This window comes from Streptomyces subrutilus (assembly GCF_001746425.1).
GTDB lineage: Bacteria > Actinomycetota > Actinomycetes > Streptomycetales > Streptomycetaceae > Streptomyces > Streptomyces subrutilus_A.
In genome coordinates this window covers 609753-626755 of the sequence record NZ_MEHK01000001.1, presented here as the reverse complement: position 1 = coordinate 626755, position 17003 = coordinate 609753, and the positions used below count along the sequence as shown (strand labels likewise).

At 72.0% G+C, this 17003-nt stretch carries 15 protein-coding genes; 9 read left to right on the top strand and 6 right to left on the bottom strand.

Annotated features, from left to right (window positions below):
• The first annotated feature begins 44 nt into the window (after window positions 1–44).
• Both BGK67_RS03750 and BGK67_RS03745 read left to right on the top strand, forming a co-directional pair.
• Window positions 45–455: a VOC family protein gene (locus BGK67_RS03750; RefSeq protein ID WP_069918546.1), complete on the top strand. Its 411-nt coding sequence runs from the start codon at window positions 45–47 to the stop codon at window positions 453–455.
• Between the two features lie 125 nt (window positions 456–580).
• Window positions 581–976, top strand: a complete 396-nt coding sequence (locus BGK67_RS03745; RefSeq protein WP_069918545.1) for a YciI family protein — start codon at window positions 581–583, stop codon at window positions 974–976.
• 315 nt (window positions 977–1291) lie between these two features.
• Here the strand turns inward: BGK67_RS03745 and BGK67_RS03740 are convergent, their stop codons facing one another.
• Both BGK67_RS03740 and BGK67_RS03735 read right to left on the bottom strand, forming a co-directional pair.
• Window positions 1292–2377 (bottom strand): SPFH domain-containing protein, encoded by a 1086-nt coding sequence (locus BGK67_RS03740; RefSeq protein WP_208948647.1) that lies wholly within the window; start codon window positions 2375–2377, stop codon window positions 1292–1294.
• 3 nt (window positions 2378–2380) lie between these two features.
• Window positions 2381–2812, bottom strand: coding sequence for an NfeD family protein (locus BGK67_RS03735; protein WP_069918544.1), 432 nt, complete (start codon window positions 2810–2812; stop codon window positions 2381–2383).
• A 159-nt stretch (window positions 2813–2971) separates the two neighbouring features.
• Between BGK67_RS03735 and BGK67_RS37340 the strand changes: the two genes are divergently transcribed.
• Both BGK67_RS37340 and BGK67_RS03725 read left to right on the top strand, forming a co-directional pair.
• Complete coding sequence (locus BGK67_RS37340; protein ID WP_244291135.1) at window positions 2972–3976, top strand: hypothetical protein; 1005 nt, start codon at window positions 2972–2974, stop codon at window positions 3974–3976.
• Window positions 3977–4230: 254 nt separating this feature from the next.
• Window positions 4231–5322 (top strand): PP2C family protein-serine/threonine phosphatase, encoded by a 1092-nt coding sequence (locus BGK67_RS03725; protein ID WP_069918543.1) that lies wholly within the window; start codon window positions 4231–4233, stop codon window positions 5320–5322.
• Between the two features lie 90 nt (window positions 5323–5412).
• Here BGK67_RS03725 and BGK67_RS03720 read toward each other — a convergent pair whose 3' ends face one another.
• The gene (locus BGK67_RS03720; RefSeq protein ID WP_069918542.1) at window positions 5413–6585 is read right to left on the bottom strand and encodes a UDP-N-acetylglucosamine--N-acetylmuramyl-(pentapeptide) pyrophosphoryl-undecaprenol N-acetylglucosamine transferase; all 1173 of its coding nucleotides are present in this window, start codon (window positions 6583–6585) and stop codon (window positions 5413–5415) included.
• Window positions 6586–6783: 198 nt separating this feature from the next.
• Between BGK67_RS03720 and BGK67_RS03715 the strand changes: the two genes are divergently transcribed.
• On the top strand, window positions 6784–8505 hold the full coding sequence (locus BGK67_RS03715) for a PKD domain-containing protein (protein WP_069918541.1): 1722 nt from the start codon (window positions 6784–6786) through the stop codon (window positions 8503–8505).
• A 294-nt stretch (window positions 8506–8799) separates the two neighbouring features.
• Here BGK67_RS03715 and BGK67_RS03710 read toward each other — a convergent pair whose 3' ends face one another.
• The gene (locus BGK67_RS03710) at window positions 8800–8991 is read right to left on the bottom strand and encodes a hypothetical protein (RefSeq protein ID WP_069918540.1); all 192 of its coding nucleotides are present in this window, start codon (window positions 8989–8991) and stop codon (window positions 8800–8802) included.
• Between the two features lie 331 nt (window positions 8992–9322).
• Between BGK67_RS03710 and BGK67_RS39410 the strand changes: the two genes are divergently transcribed.
• Both BGK67_RS39410 and BGK67_RS03700 read left to right on the top strand, forming a co-directional pair.
• Window positions 9323–10435 (top strand): hypothetical protein, encoded by a 1113-nt coding sequence (locus BGK67_RS39410; RefSeq protein ID WP_069918539.1) that lies wholly within the window; start codon window positions 9323–9325, stop codon window positions 10433–10435.
• A 159-nt stretch (window positions 10436–10594) separates the two neighbouring features.
• A complete protein-coding gene (locus tag BGK67_RS03700; protein ID WP_069918538.1) occupies window positions 10595–10972 on the top strand; it encodes a toxin Doc in 378 nt (125 codons plus the stop codon).
• A gap of 58 nt (window positions 10973–11030) precedes the next feature.
• Here the strand turns inward: BGK67_RS03700 and BGK67_RS03695 are convergent, their stop codons facing one another.
• Both BGK67_RS03695 and BGK67_RS03690 read right to left on the bottom strand, forming a co-directional pair.
• Entirely contained in the window at window positions 11031–14543 is a 3513-nt protein-coding gene (locus BGK67_RS03695) for an NB-ARC domain-containing protein (protein WP_107488760.1), read from the bottom strand.
• Between the two features lie 106 nt (window positions 14544–14649).
• On the bottom strand, window positions 14650–15018 hold the full coding sequence (locus BGK67_RS03690) for a PRC-barrel domain-containing protein (protein ID WP_069918536.1): 369 nt from the start codon (window positions 15016–15018) through the stop codon (window positions 14650–14652).
• A 347-nt stretch (window positions 15019–15365) separates the two neighbouring features.
• Between BGK67_RS03690 and BGK67_RS03685 the strand changes: the two genes are divergently transcribed.
• Together BGK67_RS03685 and BGK67_RS03680 are read left to right on the top strand one after the other, a co-directional pair.
• The gene (locus BGK67_RS03685) at window positions 15366–15743 is read left to right on the top strand and encodes an ATP-binding protein (RefSeq protein WP_069918535.1); all 378 of its coding nucleotides are present in this window, start codon (window positions 15366–15368) and stop codon (window positions 15741–15743) included.
• A 153-nt stretch (window positions 15744–15896) separates the two neighbouring features.
• Window positions 15897–16943, top strand: coding sequence for a fatty acid desaturase family protein (locus BGK67_RS03680; RefSeq protein ID WP_069918534.1), 1047 nt, complete (start codon window positions 15897–15899; stop codon window positions 16941–16943).
• Window positions 16944–17003: the final 60 nt, after the last annotated feature.

Below are 17003 nucleotides of genomic sequence, written 5' to 3'. Positions count from 1 at the left end.
GCAACTCCCCGCGTACGGACGCCGACACAGGGCAAACGCCGGGCATGACCGTACCCAAGACGACCGTTCTCGTCCTCGACAGTGCCGAGCCCGAGCTGCTGGCACGGTTCTACGCCGACCTGCTCGGTGCCACGGTGGAACCGGCGCCCGGCGACGGGGAACTCCTCCTCGTCACCGGCCCCACGGGCGCGGTGCTCGGCATCCGCCGCGATCCGTCCCACGTACCGCCGAGCTGGCCGCTCCCGGAAGGCTCCCACCAGGCCCACGTGCTGATCCTGGTCGACGCGCAGGACCTCGACGAGGCCGAACGCGAGGCCGTGGCCCTCGGGGCCCGCCCGATGACCGCGCAGGACGACGGCGCCGCGCCCGGCAGCCGGACCACCGTGCGGCGCTATGCGGACCCGGCCGGCCACGCGTTCGCCCTGGAGGCAGAGGCCCCTCACCTGAAGCCGTAGACGGCAGGGCCGTCCAGACAGGCTCCCGGGTCGGCGGGCACCGATGAGTTCTCCGGTGGCCGGCGGTCTACCTCTCCGGAAGGCTGAAAGCCAGCCCCAGGAGCAGCCCGGGAAGGGTGAGGAACATGAAGTACATGATCCAGATGAACGTGCCGGTCGAGCAGTGGGACGCCGTCATGTCGTCGTACTCCAAGGACGACATGGAGGCCATGTTCGCCCACATGAACGCCCTCAACGAGGACCTGACCTCCGCGGGGGAGTGGGTGGACGGGCAGGGGCTGGGCGGTCCTTCCCTGGTCAAGACGGTGCGGGCCGGGAGCGACGGACGGCCGCAGGTGACGGCCGGGCCCGGCCAGGCCGGCGGACACATCCTGGCCGGGTACTGGGTGGTCGACGTCGAGAGCGAGGACCGGGCCCTGGAGATCGCCGCCCGGGCATCGGCGTGCCCCGGCCCGGGCGGCACGCCCGGCAGCGACCCGGTCGAGGTGCACCCGATCCCCGGGGACCCCACGCAGGCCTGAGCCCGCCCTCCGCCGCCGACCAGGGGATGGCGGGAGGGGCCCTGCGCAGGCTGGGGACGCTCAGGTTGAGCTCCTCGGCGGGGCCCTCGGGGCCCGCCTCCTCGAGCGCGGCGCGCTCCAGCCACCTCCGCACGCGCTCGGCCGCGGTCGCGGCGGTGGACAACTGCTCCAGGAGCCGGTCGGCGTAGGCCCGGTGGAGGGCGTTGAGCGCCGGGTCGTACAGGGGGCGGTCAGCACGGCGTAGCGGCATGGCGGCGAGGGCGCCCCCGGCTCGTGCGACCCCGGCGGCCCCTCGTGGCGGGAAGGCGGCGGACCTCAGCCCGGCGGACCGGGAGGCGGCGGCTGCGGCGGGTCGCGGGGGGCCGGGGCGGGGGATCCGAACGGCGCTGCCCCGGTGGCGCTCGCGTCGGCCTCCGCCGCGTCGGCGAGGGCCTCGGCGGCGGCCTCCGCCGCTTTCGCCGCGTCGTTCGCGGCCTGGACGGCCAGGTCGTCGGAGGAGGCCTCACGGGTGGCGGCGGACTGGGGGAGTACGTGGGAGAAGGCGCGGGTGACGTTCTGGAGGGCGGAGGTCACCTCGCCGGGTATCACCCAGAACGTGTTGCCCGGGCCTTGCGCGAGCTGGGGGAGCATCTGGAGGTACTGGTAGGCGAGCAGCTTGGGGTCGGGGTCGTTGCGGTGGACCGCCTGGAACACCTCGTCGATGGCCCGCGATTGGCCCTCCGCCTTGAGGATCTCGGCGGTCCGGTTGCCCTCCGCCCGCAGCACCGCGGACTGCTTGTCGCCTTCCGCCGTGAGGATCTGGGACTGCCGCTGCCCCTCGGCTCCGAGGATGGCGGCCCGCTTGTCCCGCTCGGCCCGCATCTGCTTCTCCATGGCGTCCTTGATGGACTGCGGCGGGTCGATGGCCTTGATCTCCACCCGGTTGACCCGCAGTCCCCACTTGCCGGTGGCCTCGTCGAGGACGCCGCGGAGCTGGTTGTTGATGGTGTCCCGTGAGGTCAGGGTCTTTTCCAGGTCCATCGACCCGACGACGTTGCGCAGGGTCGTCACCGTCAGCTGCTCCACCGCCTGCAGGAAGTTGGCGATCTCGTATGCGGCCGCGCGGGGGTCGGTGACCTGGAAGTACAGGACGGTGTCGATCTCGACGACCAGGTTGTCCTCCGTGATGACCGGCTGGGGCTTGAAGGAGACGACCTGCTCGCGCAGGTCGATCACCGGGTGGACGCGGTCGATGTACGGGATGACGATGTTGAGGCCGGGTTTCAGGGTGCGGTGGTAGCGGCCGAGGCGTTCGACGTTGCGGGCGCGGGCCTGCGGGACGATGCGTACCGCGCGCAGCACGGTGAACACGGCGAAGACGGCGACGAGCAGGCCGACGACGAGGAACGCCGATGCTTCCATGGCTCACTCCCGGGGATAGACGAGCGCCGTGGTTCCCTTGATCTCGATGACGTCGACGGTCGTGCCGGGTGGGATCACCAGCGTCTCGTCGTACGCGCAGGCCGTCCACTCCTCACCGCCGATGCGGACCCTGCCGCCCCATCCCGTCACCTCGGACGTGACGTAGGCGGAGCCGCCGACCAGGGCGTCCACGCCGAACCGCGCCTCCGGGGGAGGGGCCAGGCGGCGCAGGGCGATCGGACGCACGAACAGCACCCCCGCTGTCGCCACGACCGCGAACAGCAGGAACTGCAAGGGGAGGGGCAGCCCCAGCGCCGCGAACGCGGCGGTGATCAGTGCGGCGCCCCCGAGCAGCCCGAGCGCAGCGGTGAGGGTGAAGATCTCCGCCGCGCCCAGAAGCAGGGCGGCGGTCAGCCAGATCAGCCAGGGATCCATCGCTTGCGCCTCCTGACCACGGGGAGGGAGCGCGGCATCTAGTACTTTTCCGATGCTTTACCCATTTTATGGGGAATGAACCGGAAGTGAATGTTCCGGTCACGCGCCGCCACTAGGATGCCGGGGTTCGGCAGGACGTGGGCATCGGGGGTGCGTGGCATGAGCGGATACGGCGGCGGCGGGTACGGCGGCGGTGGCCAGGGCGGCGGCGGGTACGGCGGCCCGGCGGGCGGCGGCGCCGCGGCCTTCCCGCCGGGACACCCCTCTGCTGCACAGGTCCCCCGGCAGGGATACCCGTACGCCCAGGCGGGTCCGCCGCCGGGATACCCGTACGCCCAGTCCGGCCAGCCCGCTCCGCCGCCGGGATACCCGTACGCGCCGCCTTACGCACCGGGCCCGCCCCCGCCCGCAGAGCCCTCGCGGGCCCGGAAGATCCTGCGCGGCCTCTACAACCCCTTCTACGCCGCCCAGTGCACCTTCCGCCCTTCGCGCCCCGGGATCGTCGCCGACCCGCTGGTCCGCAAGCTTCAGTTGTGGCGGACCGGGCTGGGACTCGTCGCCTGGGTGGGCCTGATGGTCACCTACAACGCCGTCGCGAGCGCCGCCGACGTCCAGGGCGTGGCCGGCGAACGGCTCGACCAGAGCTGGACCAGTGTTCTGGTACTCGTCTGTACGTTCCCGGTGGTGGTCGGCGTCTTCGTGGCATCCGCGCGGGACGGGCTGCGCCGGGTCTACCTGCGCCGGGCGCTGCGCCCGCTCGGCTCCGTCGTGGCCATGATGGTGTCCATGGGCACCGGCGCCCTCGCCATGGCCCCGGAGCTGTCGGGTCTGCGCGACGCCGTGGGGCTGCCCGGCAAGATCGTCATGGTCGTGCTGTGCCTGTGGTCGATCGGCTTCGCCCTGTACGGCATCGGGCTGTCGCTGGTGCACGTCTTCCGCACCGCCGACATCCACGAGGTGCTGCCGCCGATCCTCGCCGGTGTCCTGGTCTGGGAGATGGCCCTCCTGGACCTGGTCACGGGGTCCTATGCCCAGGTCCCGGCGGGCGCCCGGGTGGCCTTCATCCTCGGCGCCCCCCTGACGGTGACGACCTTGTCCTGTTGGGAGCTGTACCGACTGCGCCACCACCACGGACTGACGCTTCGCACCGCTCTGCGCCGCTGATGGCCGGCTCGGCGCGGCGTGTTCTGGAGTTCAGGATCATCGGCTACCGGCGAGCGCGCGCCGCCGGGCGCGATCTCTAGAAGGGGGTGAATCGGCTGAAACCATTCCTTCGGTGCGCGCCGCATGTTCGGCGGTCTGCGCCAGTCGGCGTCCCCGCTCGCTCAGGTGTTCGATGTGGCCGTAGGGTGGCCCGCCGGGCAGTCGACTCCGTACGTCGAAGCGCTGTGCCCATATTGCGCGGATAGTCTGGTGAGGTGATCGAGTCTGGACGGCCGCGGCCCCGCAGGCGCACCGGCCCCGGAAGACTTGTGCGGCTGTCGCCGGTCATCCTGACCGTCGTCATCGCCGGCCTGGCCTACGCCACCCCGCCGGAAATGGCCTTCAGCCGCCTGCTGCCCGCGGCGCCGGCCCTCGCCGCCGCCATGTGGCCCGTCCTTCCCACCGTCCTGCTCGGTACGGTCTGCCTCTTCCTGATGATCGGCCTCGGCCTCGTCTTCCCCGACCTCGGAACGTGGTGGACGGCCGCGGGGATCATCGCGGTCACCGTGGCCGCCGCCTACGGAAGCCACGTCCGGCTCCAGCGCGAGCGCACCCTGTTCCAGGTACGGCTCGTCGCCGACGCGGCACAGCAAGTGGTGCTGAGCCCCATGCCCCGCCGCTTCGGCAGCATCGAGATCGAGTCGCTGTACCTCGCGGCCGCCGCGGAGGCCCGCATCGGCGGGGACTTCTACGAGGTGGTCGACACGCCCTACGGGGTCCGGCTGCTCATCGGTGACGTGCGAGGCAAGGGCCTGCCCGCGGTGGGGGCGGCCGCGGCGATCGTCAACGCGTTCCGGGAGGCGGCCTACAGCGAGAGGGACATGGTCAGCGTCGCCCGCCGACTGGACGCCAGCAGCAGCCGGTACAACGCCGCTTTTCCCCCCGACGGGCCGATGGAGCGCTTCGCCACCGCCCTGCTCGTCCAGATCCCGCACGGGGGCGGACGCATCGACATCCTCAACTGCGGACACCCCCCGCCGCTGCTCCTGAACCCCGGCGAACTCCGTGTCCTCGAGTCGGCCACCCCCTCGCCCCTGCTCAGCCTCGCGGAGCTCATCGGCGACCACTACAACGTCGACACATTCGACTTCGCCCCCGGCGACCTGCTGCTCCTGTACACCGACGGGATCGCCGAGGCCCGCGCCCGCGACGGCGAGTTCTTCCCGCTCGCGGCCTGGATGCGCGGACAGCCCCCGACACCGCCCCGCGAACTGCTCGCGGCCCTTCACCGCGACCTCCTCCGCTACAGCAGAGGACGCCTGGACGACGACATCGCCGCCCTCGCCGTACGCCTGTGTGAGCCCTGAGCCCTGAGCCCTCAGCCCGCGCCGCACCGAATGGCCGAATGCACCCCCGGTCGCCCCCTGCTGTGCGCCGCCATCACCACGTAGGGGGGGTCAGCCGGACGCCGCTGACAGGAGCACGTCCACGAGCCGGTCCGCGGCGTCCGGCCGCCCGTACGCGCGAGCCCGTTCCGCCATCGCCGCCCGCCGGGCGGGGTCGGTCAGGAGCGGGCCTACGGCGTCGTGCAGGGTGTGCGCGGTGACCTCGCCGAGCAGCGCGACCGCGGCCCCCGCGTCGGCCAGGTGGCGGGCGTTGTGCGCCTGCTCGTTCCCCGCGGAGGTGGCGAGCGGCACGAACACGGCGGGCTTGCCCAGCGCGGTCAGCTCGGCCAGCGTGCCGGCGCCGCTGCGGGAGACGACGACATCGGCCAGCGCCAGGACGTCGGGCAGTTCGGCCCCGACGAACCCGGTCAGGTGGTAACGGGCGGCGAGGACCGGATCGAGGCCCGCGGCGGCCGCCCGGAGCTCGTCCACGTTCGCCGGCCCGCATTGGTGGATCACGTTCGCGTGCGTCAGGAGCCAGGGGAGCACGTCCCGGACGACACCGTTGATCTGCTGGGCGCCCTGCGCTCCGCCGGTGACGTAGACCGTGGGCAGCCGCCGCTCGAAGCCGTGCAGGGCCAGCGCCGCGACCGCCTTGTCCGGATGACCGGTCAGGACCTCCGGCCGCACCGGGTTCCCGGTGACGACGGCGCGCTCGCGCACCTCGGCGGGCAGCAGCGGCAGTGACGACTCCGAGGACACCGCGATCCGCGTCGCCGAGCTCGCGAGCTTCCGGTTGGCCAGGCCGAGCCGGACCGTCTGTTCGTGCAGGACCAGCGGACGCCGGCACAGCCGCGCCGCCAGCCCGGCCGGGACCGCCACGTACCCGCCGGTCGCGAGTACGACGTCGGGCTGGAACTCGGACACGATCGACCGCGCCTGGGCGACGCCGAGCGGCACCCGGGCCATGTCCTTCACGTTCGCCGCCGACAGCATCTTGAGCGGGTTCGCCGAGCGGCGGATCTTGCCGGTGGCCACCGTCCTGAACGCGATGCCCTCCGCCGGCGCCACCCGGGCCTCCAGGCCGTCCGCGGTCCCGATCCACAGGACGTCCAGCGTGCCGCCCGCGGCCGCGAGGCGTCCTTGCAGGGTACGGATCGCCGTCAGGGCCGGGTACGTGTGACCGCCGGTCCCGCCGCCCGTCACGAGCAGCCGGAAGGAACGAGGGAGCGAAGAAGTGTCCACGCCGCAACCCTACTGGCCGTGGCCCGGTGCCTCGTCGGAGGCCTTTGTCGATCGCAAACCGTACAGCCGGTAAAGCCCTGGCCCCTATGGAGTGAATCCCGCCAGAAGCCCGTCACCCTTGGCCGGAACCTTCCATACGGTGGCCGCACTTTGCTCATCACCACAACTGGGGGGCCGGTGCGCAACCACCGACTCGTAATGACCGCTGCCCTCGTCGCAGCCGGTCTCGGCATCATCCCGGGCACCGCGCAGGCGGCGGATCCCGTGCCCGTCGCGGCGGGCGTGGCCGAGGCGATAGCCGAGGCAGCAACGTCCGAGGGCTTCCACAGCCCGGCCGAACGCACGATCCGCACCGCCCTGCCCGTAGCCGCCGAGGGGAGCGGCAAGGCGAACGCCAAGACCGCCGCACCGCAGACCGCCCGGACCGCGGAGGTCCCGCAGACCAGCCAGACCGGGCAGGCCGCACTGGCCGCGGGGGACAACCCGGCTCTCGCGGTGGACGTCAGCGGCACCAGCTACACCGCGCACGGGATCGAGCTCACCGCCCTGATCACGAGCGCCGACTTCGCGCTCGACGTCGTCATCGACTGGGGCGACGGGAAGACCGACACCGTCACCGCGCGGGGCAACGCCGAACTGCACCACTCGCACACGTACGACAAGTCCGGCGAGTACCAGGTGAAGGTGACGGTGACCGACACCGCCAACGCCGTCCAGGCCGCCAACGGCGGTGCCTTCCTCACCCCCGGCTCCGACTTCACCCCGCACACCCCCACCCGGCTCCTCGACACCCGCGACGGCACCGGCGCGCCCGCGGGCAAAGCGGGCAAGGTCGCCGGACAGGGCTCGGCCCGGGTCAAGGTGGCCGGCAACGCCGCCGTCCCGGCCGGCGTCACCGCGGTCGCCCTCAACGTCACGGTCACCGAGACCGTCGACAGCGGGTACGTGACCGCGTGGCCCGGTGCGGGCTACGACCGTCCGGGGACCTCGAACCTGAACTACACGAAGGGCCGGTCCGTCCCCAACCTGGTGATCGTGCCGGTCGGCGAGGACGGCTACGTGGAGCTCTACAACGGCGGCCCGCAGCCGGTCGACCTGATCGCCGACGTCACCGGCTACTTCACCCGGGCCTCGGCCGGCGGCTACACCTCGATGACGCCCGCCCGATTCGTGGACACCCGTGAGGGGCTGGGCACTTCCCGGGGCCGGCTCGCCGCGCGCACCGCGTTCGCGACCCAGATCGGCGGCCTGCGCGGGGTGCCCCAGGGCATCACGGCCGTGGCCCTGAACGTCACCGTGACCGAACCCGGCGGGCCGGGCCACCTGACCGCCTACTCCGGCGGCGGGCCGGTCCCCACGGCGTCGAACCTGAACTTCGTGCCCGGCCAGACGGTGGCCAACGCGGTGATCGTGCCGGTGGCCGCCGACGGGACGATCAAGGTCTTCAACGGGTCCTGGATGCCGGCCCACGTGGTGGTCGACGTCGTCGGCTACTACAGCAAGGACAGCAAGGCCGCCTTCCTGCCCTTCACCCCGTTCCGGACGCTCGACACCCGCGAGGAGGCCTACGGCTGGACCGGAGGCAGGCTCCGGGCCCGGGAGTACATCACGCAGGGCTTCACGCCCGAGGCCGCGACGGGGGTCGAGGCCTACGTGCTGAACACCACCGTCACCGAGACCGGCGGCACCGGATTCCTCTCGGTGGCGCCGAGCCCCCACCCGCTGCCGGCGGACGGCGCACCCGCCGCGCCCGCCGGACCGCGCCCCGGCTCCTCGACCCTGAACTGGACGGCCGGGGAGACCGTCCCGAACCTGGTGCAGGCGAGCGACGGCGACCACGGGGTCATCACCTTCTGGAACCAGGGCCACGAGGACGCGGACCTGGTGCTCGACGTCTTCGGCGTCTACCAGTCGAAGTGATCCCGGGGCGGCGCGCATGAGGCGGGCCACCCCCCAGGGGGTGGCCCGCGGCCTCAAGTGGGAGCAGCCCAGGCCCTCACAGTTCCGGGGAGGTCTCCGCGGCACCCAGTGTGGGGGGATGGCCCGCCAGTTCGTCGAGCGGGCCGTCGCCAGGTCCGGCCGATGCCGTGAGCAAGCGCTCGCCCTGCGCCGGCGTCGCCTACGCCGTGCGCGACATCGAACTCGACATCGCACAGCATGAGTTCTCTCCGGCGGCGACGTGGCGCGCGACCCCGCTGTCCGGACCCCGGCGGGTCAGCGGGCGTGACGCTCGATTCCGCGCTGAGCGGGGACCCGGGTCAACCGGGGCGCGGCCGGGCGGCGGTGGGTGGCCGGCAGCCGGCGGCCCGGGACGGGATTGCGCCGGGCCGGCGCGTGGGGCGCCACGGTCAAGAGGGCGATGACGGCGAGGACCGCGACGAGGATGAGCACGGTAACGACGTTCATGTTCCTGCCTTCCGTCGGGTTCTGACTTCCTGTAGCTACTTGTTGTTACCGAAATCGCGACCGCTAAACACAATGAGTGATACTCCTGCCGCGGTACTTCGCGGCAGTAAGCACCTCCGTGACGGCTGCTCCGGCTTTTCGCCGACAGCCACGAGGACGAGTACGCGGTCCTCGCCGTCAACGTCCTCGCCGGGCTTGGTTCGTAGGCCGCGCCCTCCTGGCCCATGTCCTGATCCAGCCCATCGGTGCGCCGCCTGACCCGCTCTGACCTCGACTTATCGTTGGCCTAAGCTATTGCGGAGAGTGATCGGTTCGGGAATGATTTCCCGCCGTGACCATCTTCCTCGCCATCGCACTCGGCGTGTTTCTCATCGTGCTCTACCTCCTCTTCATCACCCCCCTCCGTGTCGACCGCTGGGTCGAGACGCACTTCGCGGCATCCGCCTACGGCCTTCCGCCCCGTGAAGTGCTCGACGACCGGCGCCCCGGCCCGCCCCCGGCGGCACACCGGGCACAGGAGATGCAGGCCGTCGCCGACGCCGCGTGGGACGGGGACTGGAAGCCCGCCGAACGGTACGTCCGGGAAGCGGGCGAGGACTGGGACGAGCGCTGGGCCCGGCTGGAGCTCCTGCAGCAGATCGCGCGGGAGGACGGCGCCTGGTTCGACGCCTGGCGCGCCGCCGAACCGGGGAACTGCGACGCGGCGACCCTCCACGCGAGCATCATGGTCCGCCGTGCCTGGGAGATCCGGGGCGGCGCCTTCGCCCACGAGGTCCCGGCCTCGGACATGAACCGCTTCCGCGCCATGCTCCCGGCCGCGATCGAGGAGGCCCGCAAGGCCGCGCTGCTCGACCCCGCGAACCCGGGCCCGTGGGTCGTCATGGTCACGGCGGCGCGCGGAGCCCAGTACGGCCACTCGCAGTTCAACTGGCTCTGGGAAGGACTGATCGCCCGCGCTCCCCACCACTACGAGGGACACTGGCAGGGCCTCCAGTACTGGTGCGCCAAGTGGTACGGCAGCAACCGGCAGATGATGAGGTTCGCCCGCCAGGCGGTCCGCAAGGCCCCGGCCGGCAGCCCGCTCGCCGGGATCTACCTGCACGCGCTGAACGAGCTCACCGACCGGTCCCCCTCCCTCGCGCTGCCCGTCACGCCCATGACGAGGAGTCTGCTGAAGCGGATCGCCGCCTCGTTCGACCAGGTCGCGCCCGACGACGAGCGCCTGCCGGTGCTGCGCCACCTGCTGGCGTACTACATGCTCCGGTCGATGATGTACGCGCCCGCCCTGGAGCAGTTCCGCCGGATCGGGCCTTGGTGCGGAGCCGAACCCTGGCGCAAGGAAGGCAACCCGGTCGTGGCGTTCGAAGCGGCACGCGGCAGGGCCGTGAAGCTGTCCCGCACCCGACCCGCCCCGACCCCGCAGGCCTTCGGCCTGTCACGCTGACAGCACCTCTCCGTCGTCCTGCTCGAAGGGGTGAGGGTGTATTCACAAAGGTATTCAGGGGTGCATACTCAGAGTCTTGGCAAAGACAACCGTGAAGACCGACTCCGAGACCCGGGACCGCTTCCGTTGTCCGCGAGCACGCACGAGGCGGACCGACTCTTGAAACTGCACATCGACATCCGGTGGCTCCTGGACCGGCAGGAAGAACTCCTGGGCAAGGACCTCGGCATCCTCGACTATTCGGGCCTGGTCGCCGCGGTCGCCCGCCACCGCGTGAACACGCCCGCACTCGGCGACGAACCCGACGCGTACTGGCGGGCCGCGGCCCTCCTGGAACAGATCGTGCTCCTACGCCCGCTGCCCGCCCGCAACGAGTACTTCGGATACGGCGTCGCCGTCGCCTACATCAGGGCCTCCGGCAAGACCGTGGACGACGCGTTCGAACCGTGGCGCGACCTCATCACCCAGATCCGCGCCCTGCGCCTGAACGTCTACGACATCGCGGACCGGCTCCGCTCCCTGCGCCCCGGTTCCTGACCGGACCCCGGCTCGGCACCGTGTGCGCCTGAAGTGGGCGGCCTGAAGTGGGCGGTCTTCAGGGGCGCCTTGTGGTGATCGGGTCGAGGGAGTACCCGAACAGGCCTTGGTCGCCGCCGACGTACAGGGAGCGGCCGTCCGGTCCGAAGGCGAGGGCATGCAGTGCGCTGCCGGTGCGCATGAGGGTCAGCGCGCCGTCCCGCGCGGGGTCCCAGACGCGCACGGTCATGTCGGCGCCGGCCGACGCGATCAAGGTGCCGTCCGGGCTGACGGCCACCGCGTTCACCCGGCCGGTATGGCCGGTCAGCGTCCGTAGCACTCGACGGCTTCGGGTGTCCCAGATCTGGATCTCCCCGTCACGGTCCTGGGCGGCCGCCAGCCACGTGCCGTCGGGGCTGATGGCCACGCCGGTGGTCTCGGTCCACGCGTCGTTGCGCAGTTGGCGACGATCCTCCGGCGACGTTCCGTCCCCCGTGTACATCTGGACGCCTCGCGAGGCGCCGATCGCGAACCAGGTGCCGTCGGCATTGACGGCCGCGGAGCTGGCCCCACTGGCGCAGGGGATCTCATACGCCAGCGAAAGCGTTCGCCGGCCCGCGGTGCCGTCCTGGTTGATCGCGATGACCGTGGTGTTGTCCGGCCTGACGGCCAGTGCCCGGACCCGGCCTCGCCGGCTCGAGACCGACTCCTGCCCGGTGACGCGGTTGAACAGTCGGACGGAACCGTCTCGGGCGCTCGTCGCGACCACCGTGCCGTCCGGGCTGATGGCCACCGCGTCGAGGTGGCCGCGGTGCCCGGTCAGTGTTCCCGTCTGCTCCCCTGTCACGGGGTTCCACGTGCGGGCCGGCCCGTCGTCGCCCGTCGTCGCGATCCAGGTCCCGTCCGGGCTGACCGCGAGGGTACGTACGGGGACGGCCGGCCGGGGGCCGGTGGGCCGCCCCGCCCCGACGGCGGTGTCGCAGATGCGCACCGTGCCGGCTGGTGAGAGGGCGGCCAGCCATGTGCGGTCGGGGCTGATGGCGATGCTCCGCGCGTGGCCGATCCCGGTCAGACGGTGGAGTTCGGCGCCGCTCGCGGTGTCCCACAACCCCACCGCGCCGTCGGTGGTGCCGGTGGCCAGCCACGCGCCGTCAGGGCTGACGGACAGGGTGTCCACCGCTCGGGCACGCGGGGTCAGCGTCCGGATCTCGGTGCCGGTGTCAACGGCGTACAGCCCCACCGCGCCGTTGCCCCCGGCGAGGGCGAACCACCTGCCGTCCGGGCTGACGGCGGCGGCACGCGCGGAGCCCGCACCGCAGGTCACGGCGGTCAGGAGGGTGCCGTCGGCCGTGCTCCAGGTCCGCGCCGTGCCGAGGGAGTCGACGGTGGTGAGCAGGGAGCCGTCGGGGCTCGCGCCGACCGCGAGCACCGCGTTCGGGGACCAGATCGCCGGTGTGCCGTTCGGGAGGGCCAGAGCGCGAAGCCGACGCCAGGAGGCGGTGCTCCACAGCTGCGCGGTGCCGTCGCGGTTGACGGTGGCGAGCCACGCCCCGTCGGCATCGGCGATCAGCGCGGTGACCCAACTGGTGTTGCCCGTCAGGGTGTGCACGTGCGCTCCGGACGCGGTGTCCCAGACGCGCACCCGTCCGTCCGAACCGGCGGTGGCCAGCCAGGTGTCCGCCGGGCCGACCGCCAGCGTGCTCAAGGGGCCGTTCCGTGCTCCTCCCAGCACCCTGGTCTCCGCGCCCGTGCTGACGCTCCGGATGCGAACGGTGCCGTCCCGGCCGGCGGTGGCGAACCAGGAGCTGTGCGCGTTGACGGCCAGGGCGGCGGCGCCGTGGTCCGCGTCGGTGTGGCTGCGCATCAGGGAAGGATCGGGGAGGTCGGGCGGGAGCCACTTGTTGACCAGCGTGGGGCGGGAAGAGGGGAGGGGAATGTGGCCGGTGTGCCAGTGGGGTAGCGGGCCAAGGCGGCTGCGGAGCACTGCCTCGAGGGCTTCGGGAGGGTCGGTCGGTGCGAGCAGGTGCGCCACACGGGCCAGGTCCCGTGCCATGGTGCGCGCGGTCGGGGTGCCTACGCGGTCGAGGTCGCGGATGGCCGCGTTGGGCCCCAGCCGCTCCACGTGCGCCCTGACCCAGCGCAGATCACCCGCCAGCGCCTCGGCGACGTCCGGGCGGTCGGCGTCCACGAGGTGCTCGACGAGGTGGTCTCGTACGTAGCGGCTCTCCGTCTGCCACCAGGCTCTGGCGAGCGGTGCCGTCCCCGGGGCGGAGGCGATGCGAGGAAGGTCCACGGCCAAGGAATCCACGAATGCGCGGTTCACCACGGCCAGTTCGCTGCCGAGTTCGGCGCGCTGGTAGTCGCGGACGACGTCGTGGATCCGTACGGCGCCTTCGGCCACGGTGGTGTCGAGGGTGAGCAGGGACAGGTCCGCCATCTGCTTGCACAGGGCCCGCGCCCCTTCCTCCGCCAGCTGACCGGTGGTCTGCCAGAGCCGGAGCAGGAGTGGTACGGGGACGGTCTCGTCCTCGGCGAAGATGCCGAGCTCGGCGAAGCGGCGGGCGCCGTCCGGCGGCAGGAGAGGGGTGGCGGCCTGGATGCTCGCGCGCACGGCGGCGTTGCGACGCTTCGGGTCGTTCAGGTCCAACGGGGCATCGGGATCATCCGCGCCGGTCGGTCCCTGCGCACGCAGCCGGGTCAGGAGCTGGTAGGCAGCGGTGGCGGGGTCGGCGCCGGTGGCGGCCTGGGCGGTCAGGCGCTGATTGGCCATGCGCAGGAGCAACGCCCACCGGCCCGTCGCGTCGACCAGGGCGCGTGCTGTCGACTCGGGCAGGTCCAGGCCGTGGTTCAGGACCGCGAGCGCCTGCTGGGACGACATCCGGTCCACGGTGACGGGCCTCGATCCCGAGGGCAGCACACCCGGATTCCGCGTGGTGACCAGCCTGACGCACGTGCGGGAAGCGCCGTGCATGAACGGCGCCAGTTGCTCGGCCTCCCAGACGTCGTCCAGGACGAGCAGCATGCGGGGCCCCTGTGCGAGGAGGCCCGCCAAGTGCCGGCCCGCCAGGTCGGGATCCTGGCCGATGTCCCGTGCGTCGCCGGTGAGATACCGGGTCACCTCGGCCACCTTCGCCGCGATCGCCGACCGGCCGCGCACCTCGCGCCCGATCGTGACGATGTAGACGTGCCCGCGGAAATGGCGGCGAACCTTGGGATGCGCACAGACCACGGTGGCCAGCATGGTCTTTCCGAAACCGCCCGCTCCGTGGAGACCCGTGGTGATGCCTACGGATCCACCGCCCCGTCGCCCGCACACTTCAGCGACGACCTCCCTCACCTGGGCCCTCTCCACCACCCAGTCGGGCACCACCGGCGCAGCGGTCCGGGGGAGTCCCGCCGGCGCGGCCTGGTCGGCGCGGGGCGTGCGCAACGCCGCGACGAGCGCGGCGATCCCCGCCGTGGCTCCCAGCACGCTGGCGACGGGGTCGGCCCCGCCCCAACCGTCACGCCAGGCCATGGCGCCCAGCCACACCACCGCGGCCACACAGCAGGCCACTCCCGCACGGACGCCCCAGTTCCTTCCCCCACCCATGGAGACGATCCTCGCTGCCCGGCCCGCAGCGCGCCACCCTCAGCCGGAAAAGCCGGTCCCGGCACCCAGAGGGGGTGCCGGGACCGGCTTCAAGCTGGGTGCGCGATCAGGCGGGGCGGCCGCCGAAGGGGGCGCCGGTGCCGTAGTACGTGCCCAGTTCCTGCCGGTACCCGGCGTCGCCGAGGTGCTCGTCCCGGTGGAACTCCGGGGCGTTCTTGATCTGCTCCTTGGTGCGGTCGACGTAGAGCTTGCGGTCGTCCGGTTCGATCCTGACGACCGTGCTCGCCGGCAGCAGGACCTCCTTGCCGAAGATCCACACGCCGGTGTCGACCACCAAGTAGGCGTCACCGACCTCGTCGGAGTGCTTGTCGACCTTGCCGATGCTGCCGTCGGTGGCCTCGACCTTGTAGCCGGTCAGGTCCGTACCGGCCAGGTGGCCCGAGGTCGGCTGGTAGCTCCACACATGTTCAGTCACGCGAAAAACAACTCCTCCGGTCAACGGGGGGCAGCGGGTGAAGGATCACCCGCCGGTCCTCCCAGTTCCGTACGTCGTGCTCGGCGGGGTGCCGCTTCCGCCGGAACCTCGCCTGCCCCGCCTTTGCGACTTCACGCACGCGGTTCCCGAATGCGGGACCGGGGCGGCCGTCGATCAGTGGAGGTGAGCAGGTCCCCTGCTGCGTCACGGCGACCGTCCCGGCTGCTCTCCGGATGCCCCCGATATCCGCCTTCAGCAGTCGCGGGCTCGCCATTCGTGCGGAACCGGCAGCCGAATGGGATGCGTGGACGAGATGGGGCACACGCCAGGTACGGAAGGAGAAGCACATGACAGGTACACCCTTGCGAATGCCCGATCTGAGGTGTGAGGACGCCCGGCAGGTCGCCCGCGACGTCCTGTCGGCCCACGGCGTGGGGGAGCGTCTGGCGGCCGACGTGCTGCTGGTGGTTTCGGAGCTCGTCTCCAACGCGGTCCGGCACGCCGGCGGCGTGACCGGTTTCCACGTCCGGCATCTTCGGGACTGCGTGGCGGTCGACGTGTCGGACGCGACGTCGGCGTGCCCCCGCGCCCCGGGAACGCCGGCCGAGGTGCCGGGAGGGTTCGGCTGGCAGCTGGTCAACCGGATCGCCGCCCGTACGGAGATCCGCTGCGGCCTCGCCGGCAAGACGATCACGGCGCTCATCCCGCTGCCCGCCGCGACCTGAAGCGGCGGGCAGCGGCGCCCGTCAAATCCGCTATCGCGGGTAGGCGCAGCAGGGGAGCGCCACCCGCGTGCCGGGTGGAGCCCGGGGAAGGGCGGCTGCCCAGGCCCGTGGCGCGCTCCCGCGTTCGCCGGACTACGGAAAGTGACTTCGATCATGAACCCCTCCCAGACGGTGCGTCCCCCTCCCGCGCGGGCGGACAAAGGGAGCGACTTCGCCCGTCTCTCCCGGAAGATCCAGGAGGCCGGGCTCATGGCCCGGCGCCCCGGGTACTACGCACTGCGCATCGCGGCCGTGACGGCCCTCTACGCCGCCGGATGGACGGCCTTCGTGCTGATCGGCGACAGCTGGTGGACGCTGACGGCGGCCGCCTTCCTCGCCTTCGTGTTCGGGCAGGTGGCCCTGCTCGCGCACGACATCGCCCACCGGCAGGTCTTCCGGCTGCGCAAGGCCAGCGAAATGTCCGGGCGCATCGCCGGCAACCTCGGCATCGGCATGGGGTACGGCTGGTGGCAGGACAAACACACCCGCCACCACGCCAACCCCAACCACGAGGACCTCGATCCCGACCTCGACCCGGACATCCTCGTCTGGACGCAGGACCAGGCCCGCGTGGCCAGGGGACTGCCGCGGCTGCTCGGCCGCTCGCAGGCCTTCCTCTTCTTCCCGCTGCTCACGCTGGAGGGGTTCAACCTGCACGTGTCCGGGGTGCGGTCGCTGTTCGGCCGCTCGCTCGACCACCGCGTGTGGGAGGCGGCCCTGCTCGCCGCGCACGTCGTCGCCTACCTCGGCGCGCTGTTCCTGGTACTGCCGCCCGGCAAGGCGGTCGTGTTCCTCCTCGTCCAGCAGTGCCTCTTCGGCGTCTACCTCGGCTCGATCTTCGCCCCGAACCACAAGGGCATGCCGGTCCTGCGGGGCAGCGTGCGGCCCGACTTCCTGCGGCGCCAGGTCCTGACCTCCCGCGACGTGCGCGGAGGCAGGTTCACCGATATCCTCCTCGGCGGTCTCAACTACCAGATAGAGCACCACCTCTTCCCGAGCATGCCCAGCCCCCACCTGCGCAGGGCGCAGATCATCGTCCGCGCGTACTGTGAGGAGCTCGGGGTCAGCTATCTGGAGACGAGCCTGGTCGGCTCCTACCGGCAGACCCTCGCCAGCCTCCACGCCGCGGGAGCCCCCCTCAGAAGGCCCCGGACCACCTGACCGCCTGATAGACGCACGACCACCGGCCGGCCCGCGGGGGGCCGGCTCCGGGTGGCGCAC

What these genes read in the sequence shown, in the direction of transcription:
- BGK67_RS03750 (WP_069918546.1), top strand. Translation starts at nt 45, where the DNA reads ATGACCGTACCCAAGACGACCGTTCTCGTCCTCGACAGTGCCGAGCCC.
- BGK67_RS03745 (WP_069918545.1), top strand. Translation starts at nt 581, where the DNA reads ATGAAGTACATGATCCAGATGAACGTGCCGGTCGAGCAGTGGGACGCC.
- BGK67_RS03740 (WP_208948647.1), bottom strand. Translation starts at nt 2,377, where the DNA reads ATGGAAGCATCGGCGTTCCTCGTCGTCGGCCTGCTCGTCGCCGTCTTC.
- BGK67_RS03735 (WP_069918544.1), bottom strand. Translation starts at nt 2,812, where the DNA reads ATGGATCCCTGGCTGATCTGGCTGACCGCCGCCCTGCTTCTGGGCGCG.
- BGK67_RS37340 (WP_244291135.1), top strand. Translation starts at nt 2,972, where the DNA reads ATGAGCGGATACGGCGGCGGCGGGTACGGCGGCGGTGGCCAGGGCGGC.
- BGK67_RS03715 (WP_069918541.1), top strand. Translation starts at nt 6,784, where the DNA reads ATGACCGCTGCCCTCGTCGCAGCCGGTCTCGGCATCATCCCGGGCACC.
- BGK67_RS03710 (WP_069918540.1), bottom strand. Translation starts at nt 8,991, where the DNA reads ATGAACGTCGTTACCGTGCTCATCCTCGTCGCGGTCCTCGCCGTCATC.
- BGK67_RS03695 (WP_107488760.1), bottom strand. Translation starts at nt 14,543, where the DNA reads ATGGGTGGGGGAAGGAACTGGGGCGTCCGTGCGGGAGTGGCCTGCTGT.
- BGK67_RS03685 (WP_069918535.1), top strand. Translation starts at nt 15,366, where the DNA reads ATGACAGGTACACCCTTGCGAATGCCCGATCTGAGGTGTGAGGACGCC.
- BGK67_RS03680 (WP_069918534.1), top strand. Translation starts at nt 15,897, where the DNA reads ATGAACCCCTCCCAGACGGTGCGTCCCCCTCCCGCGCGGGCGGACAAA.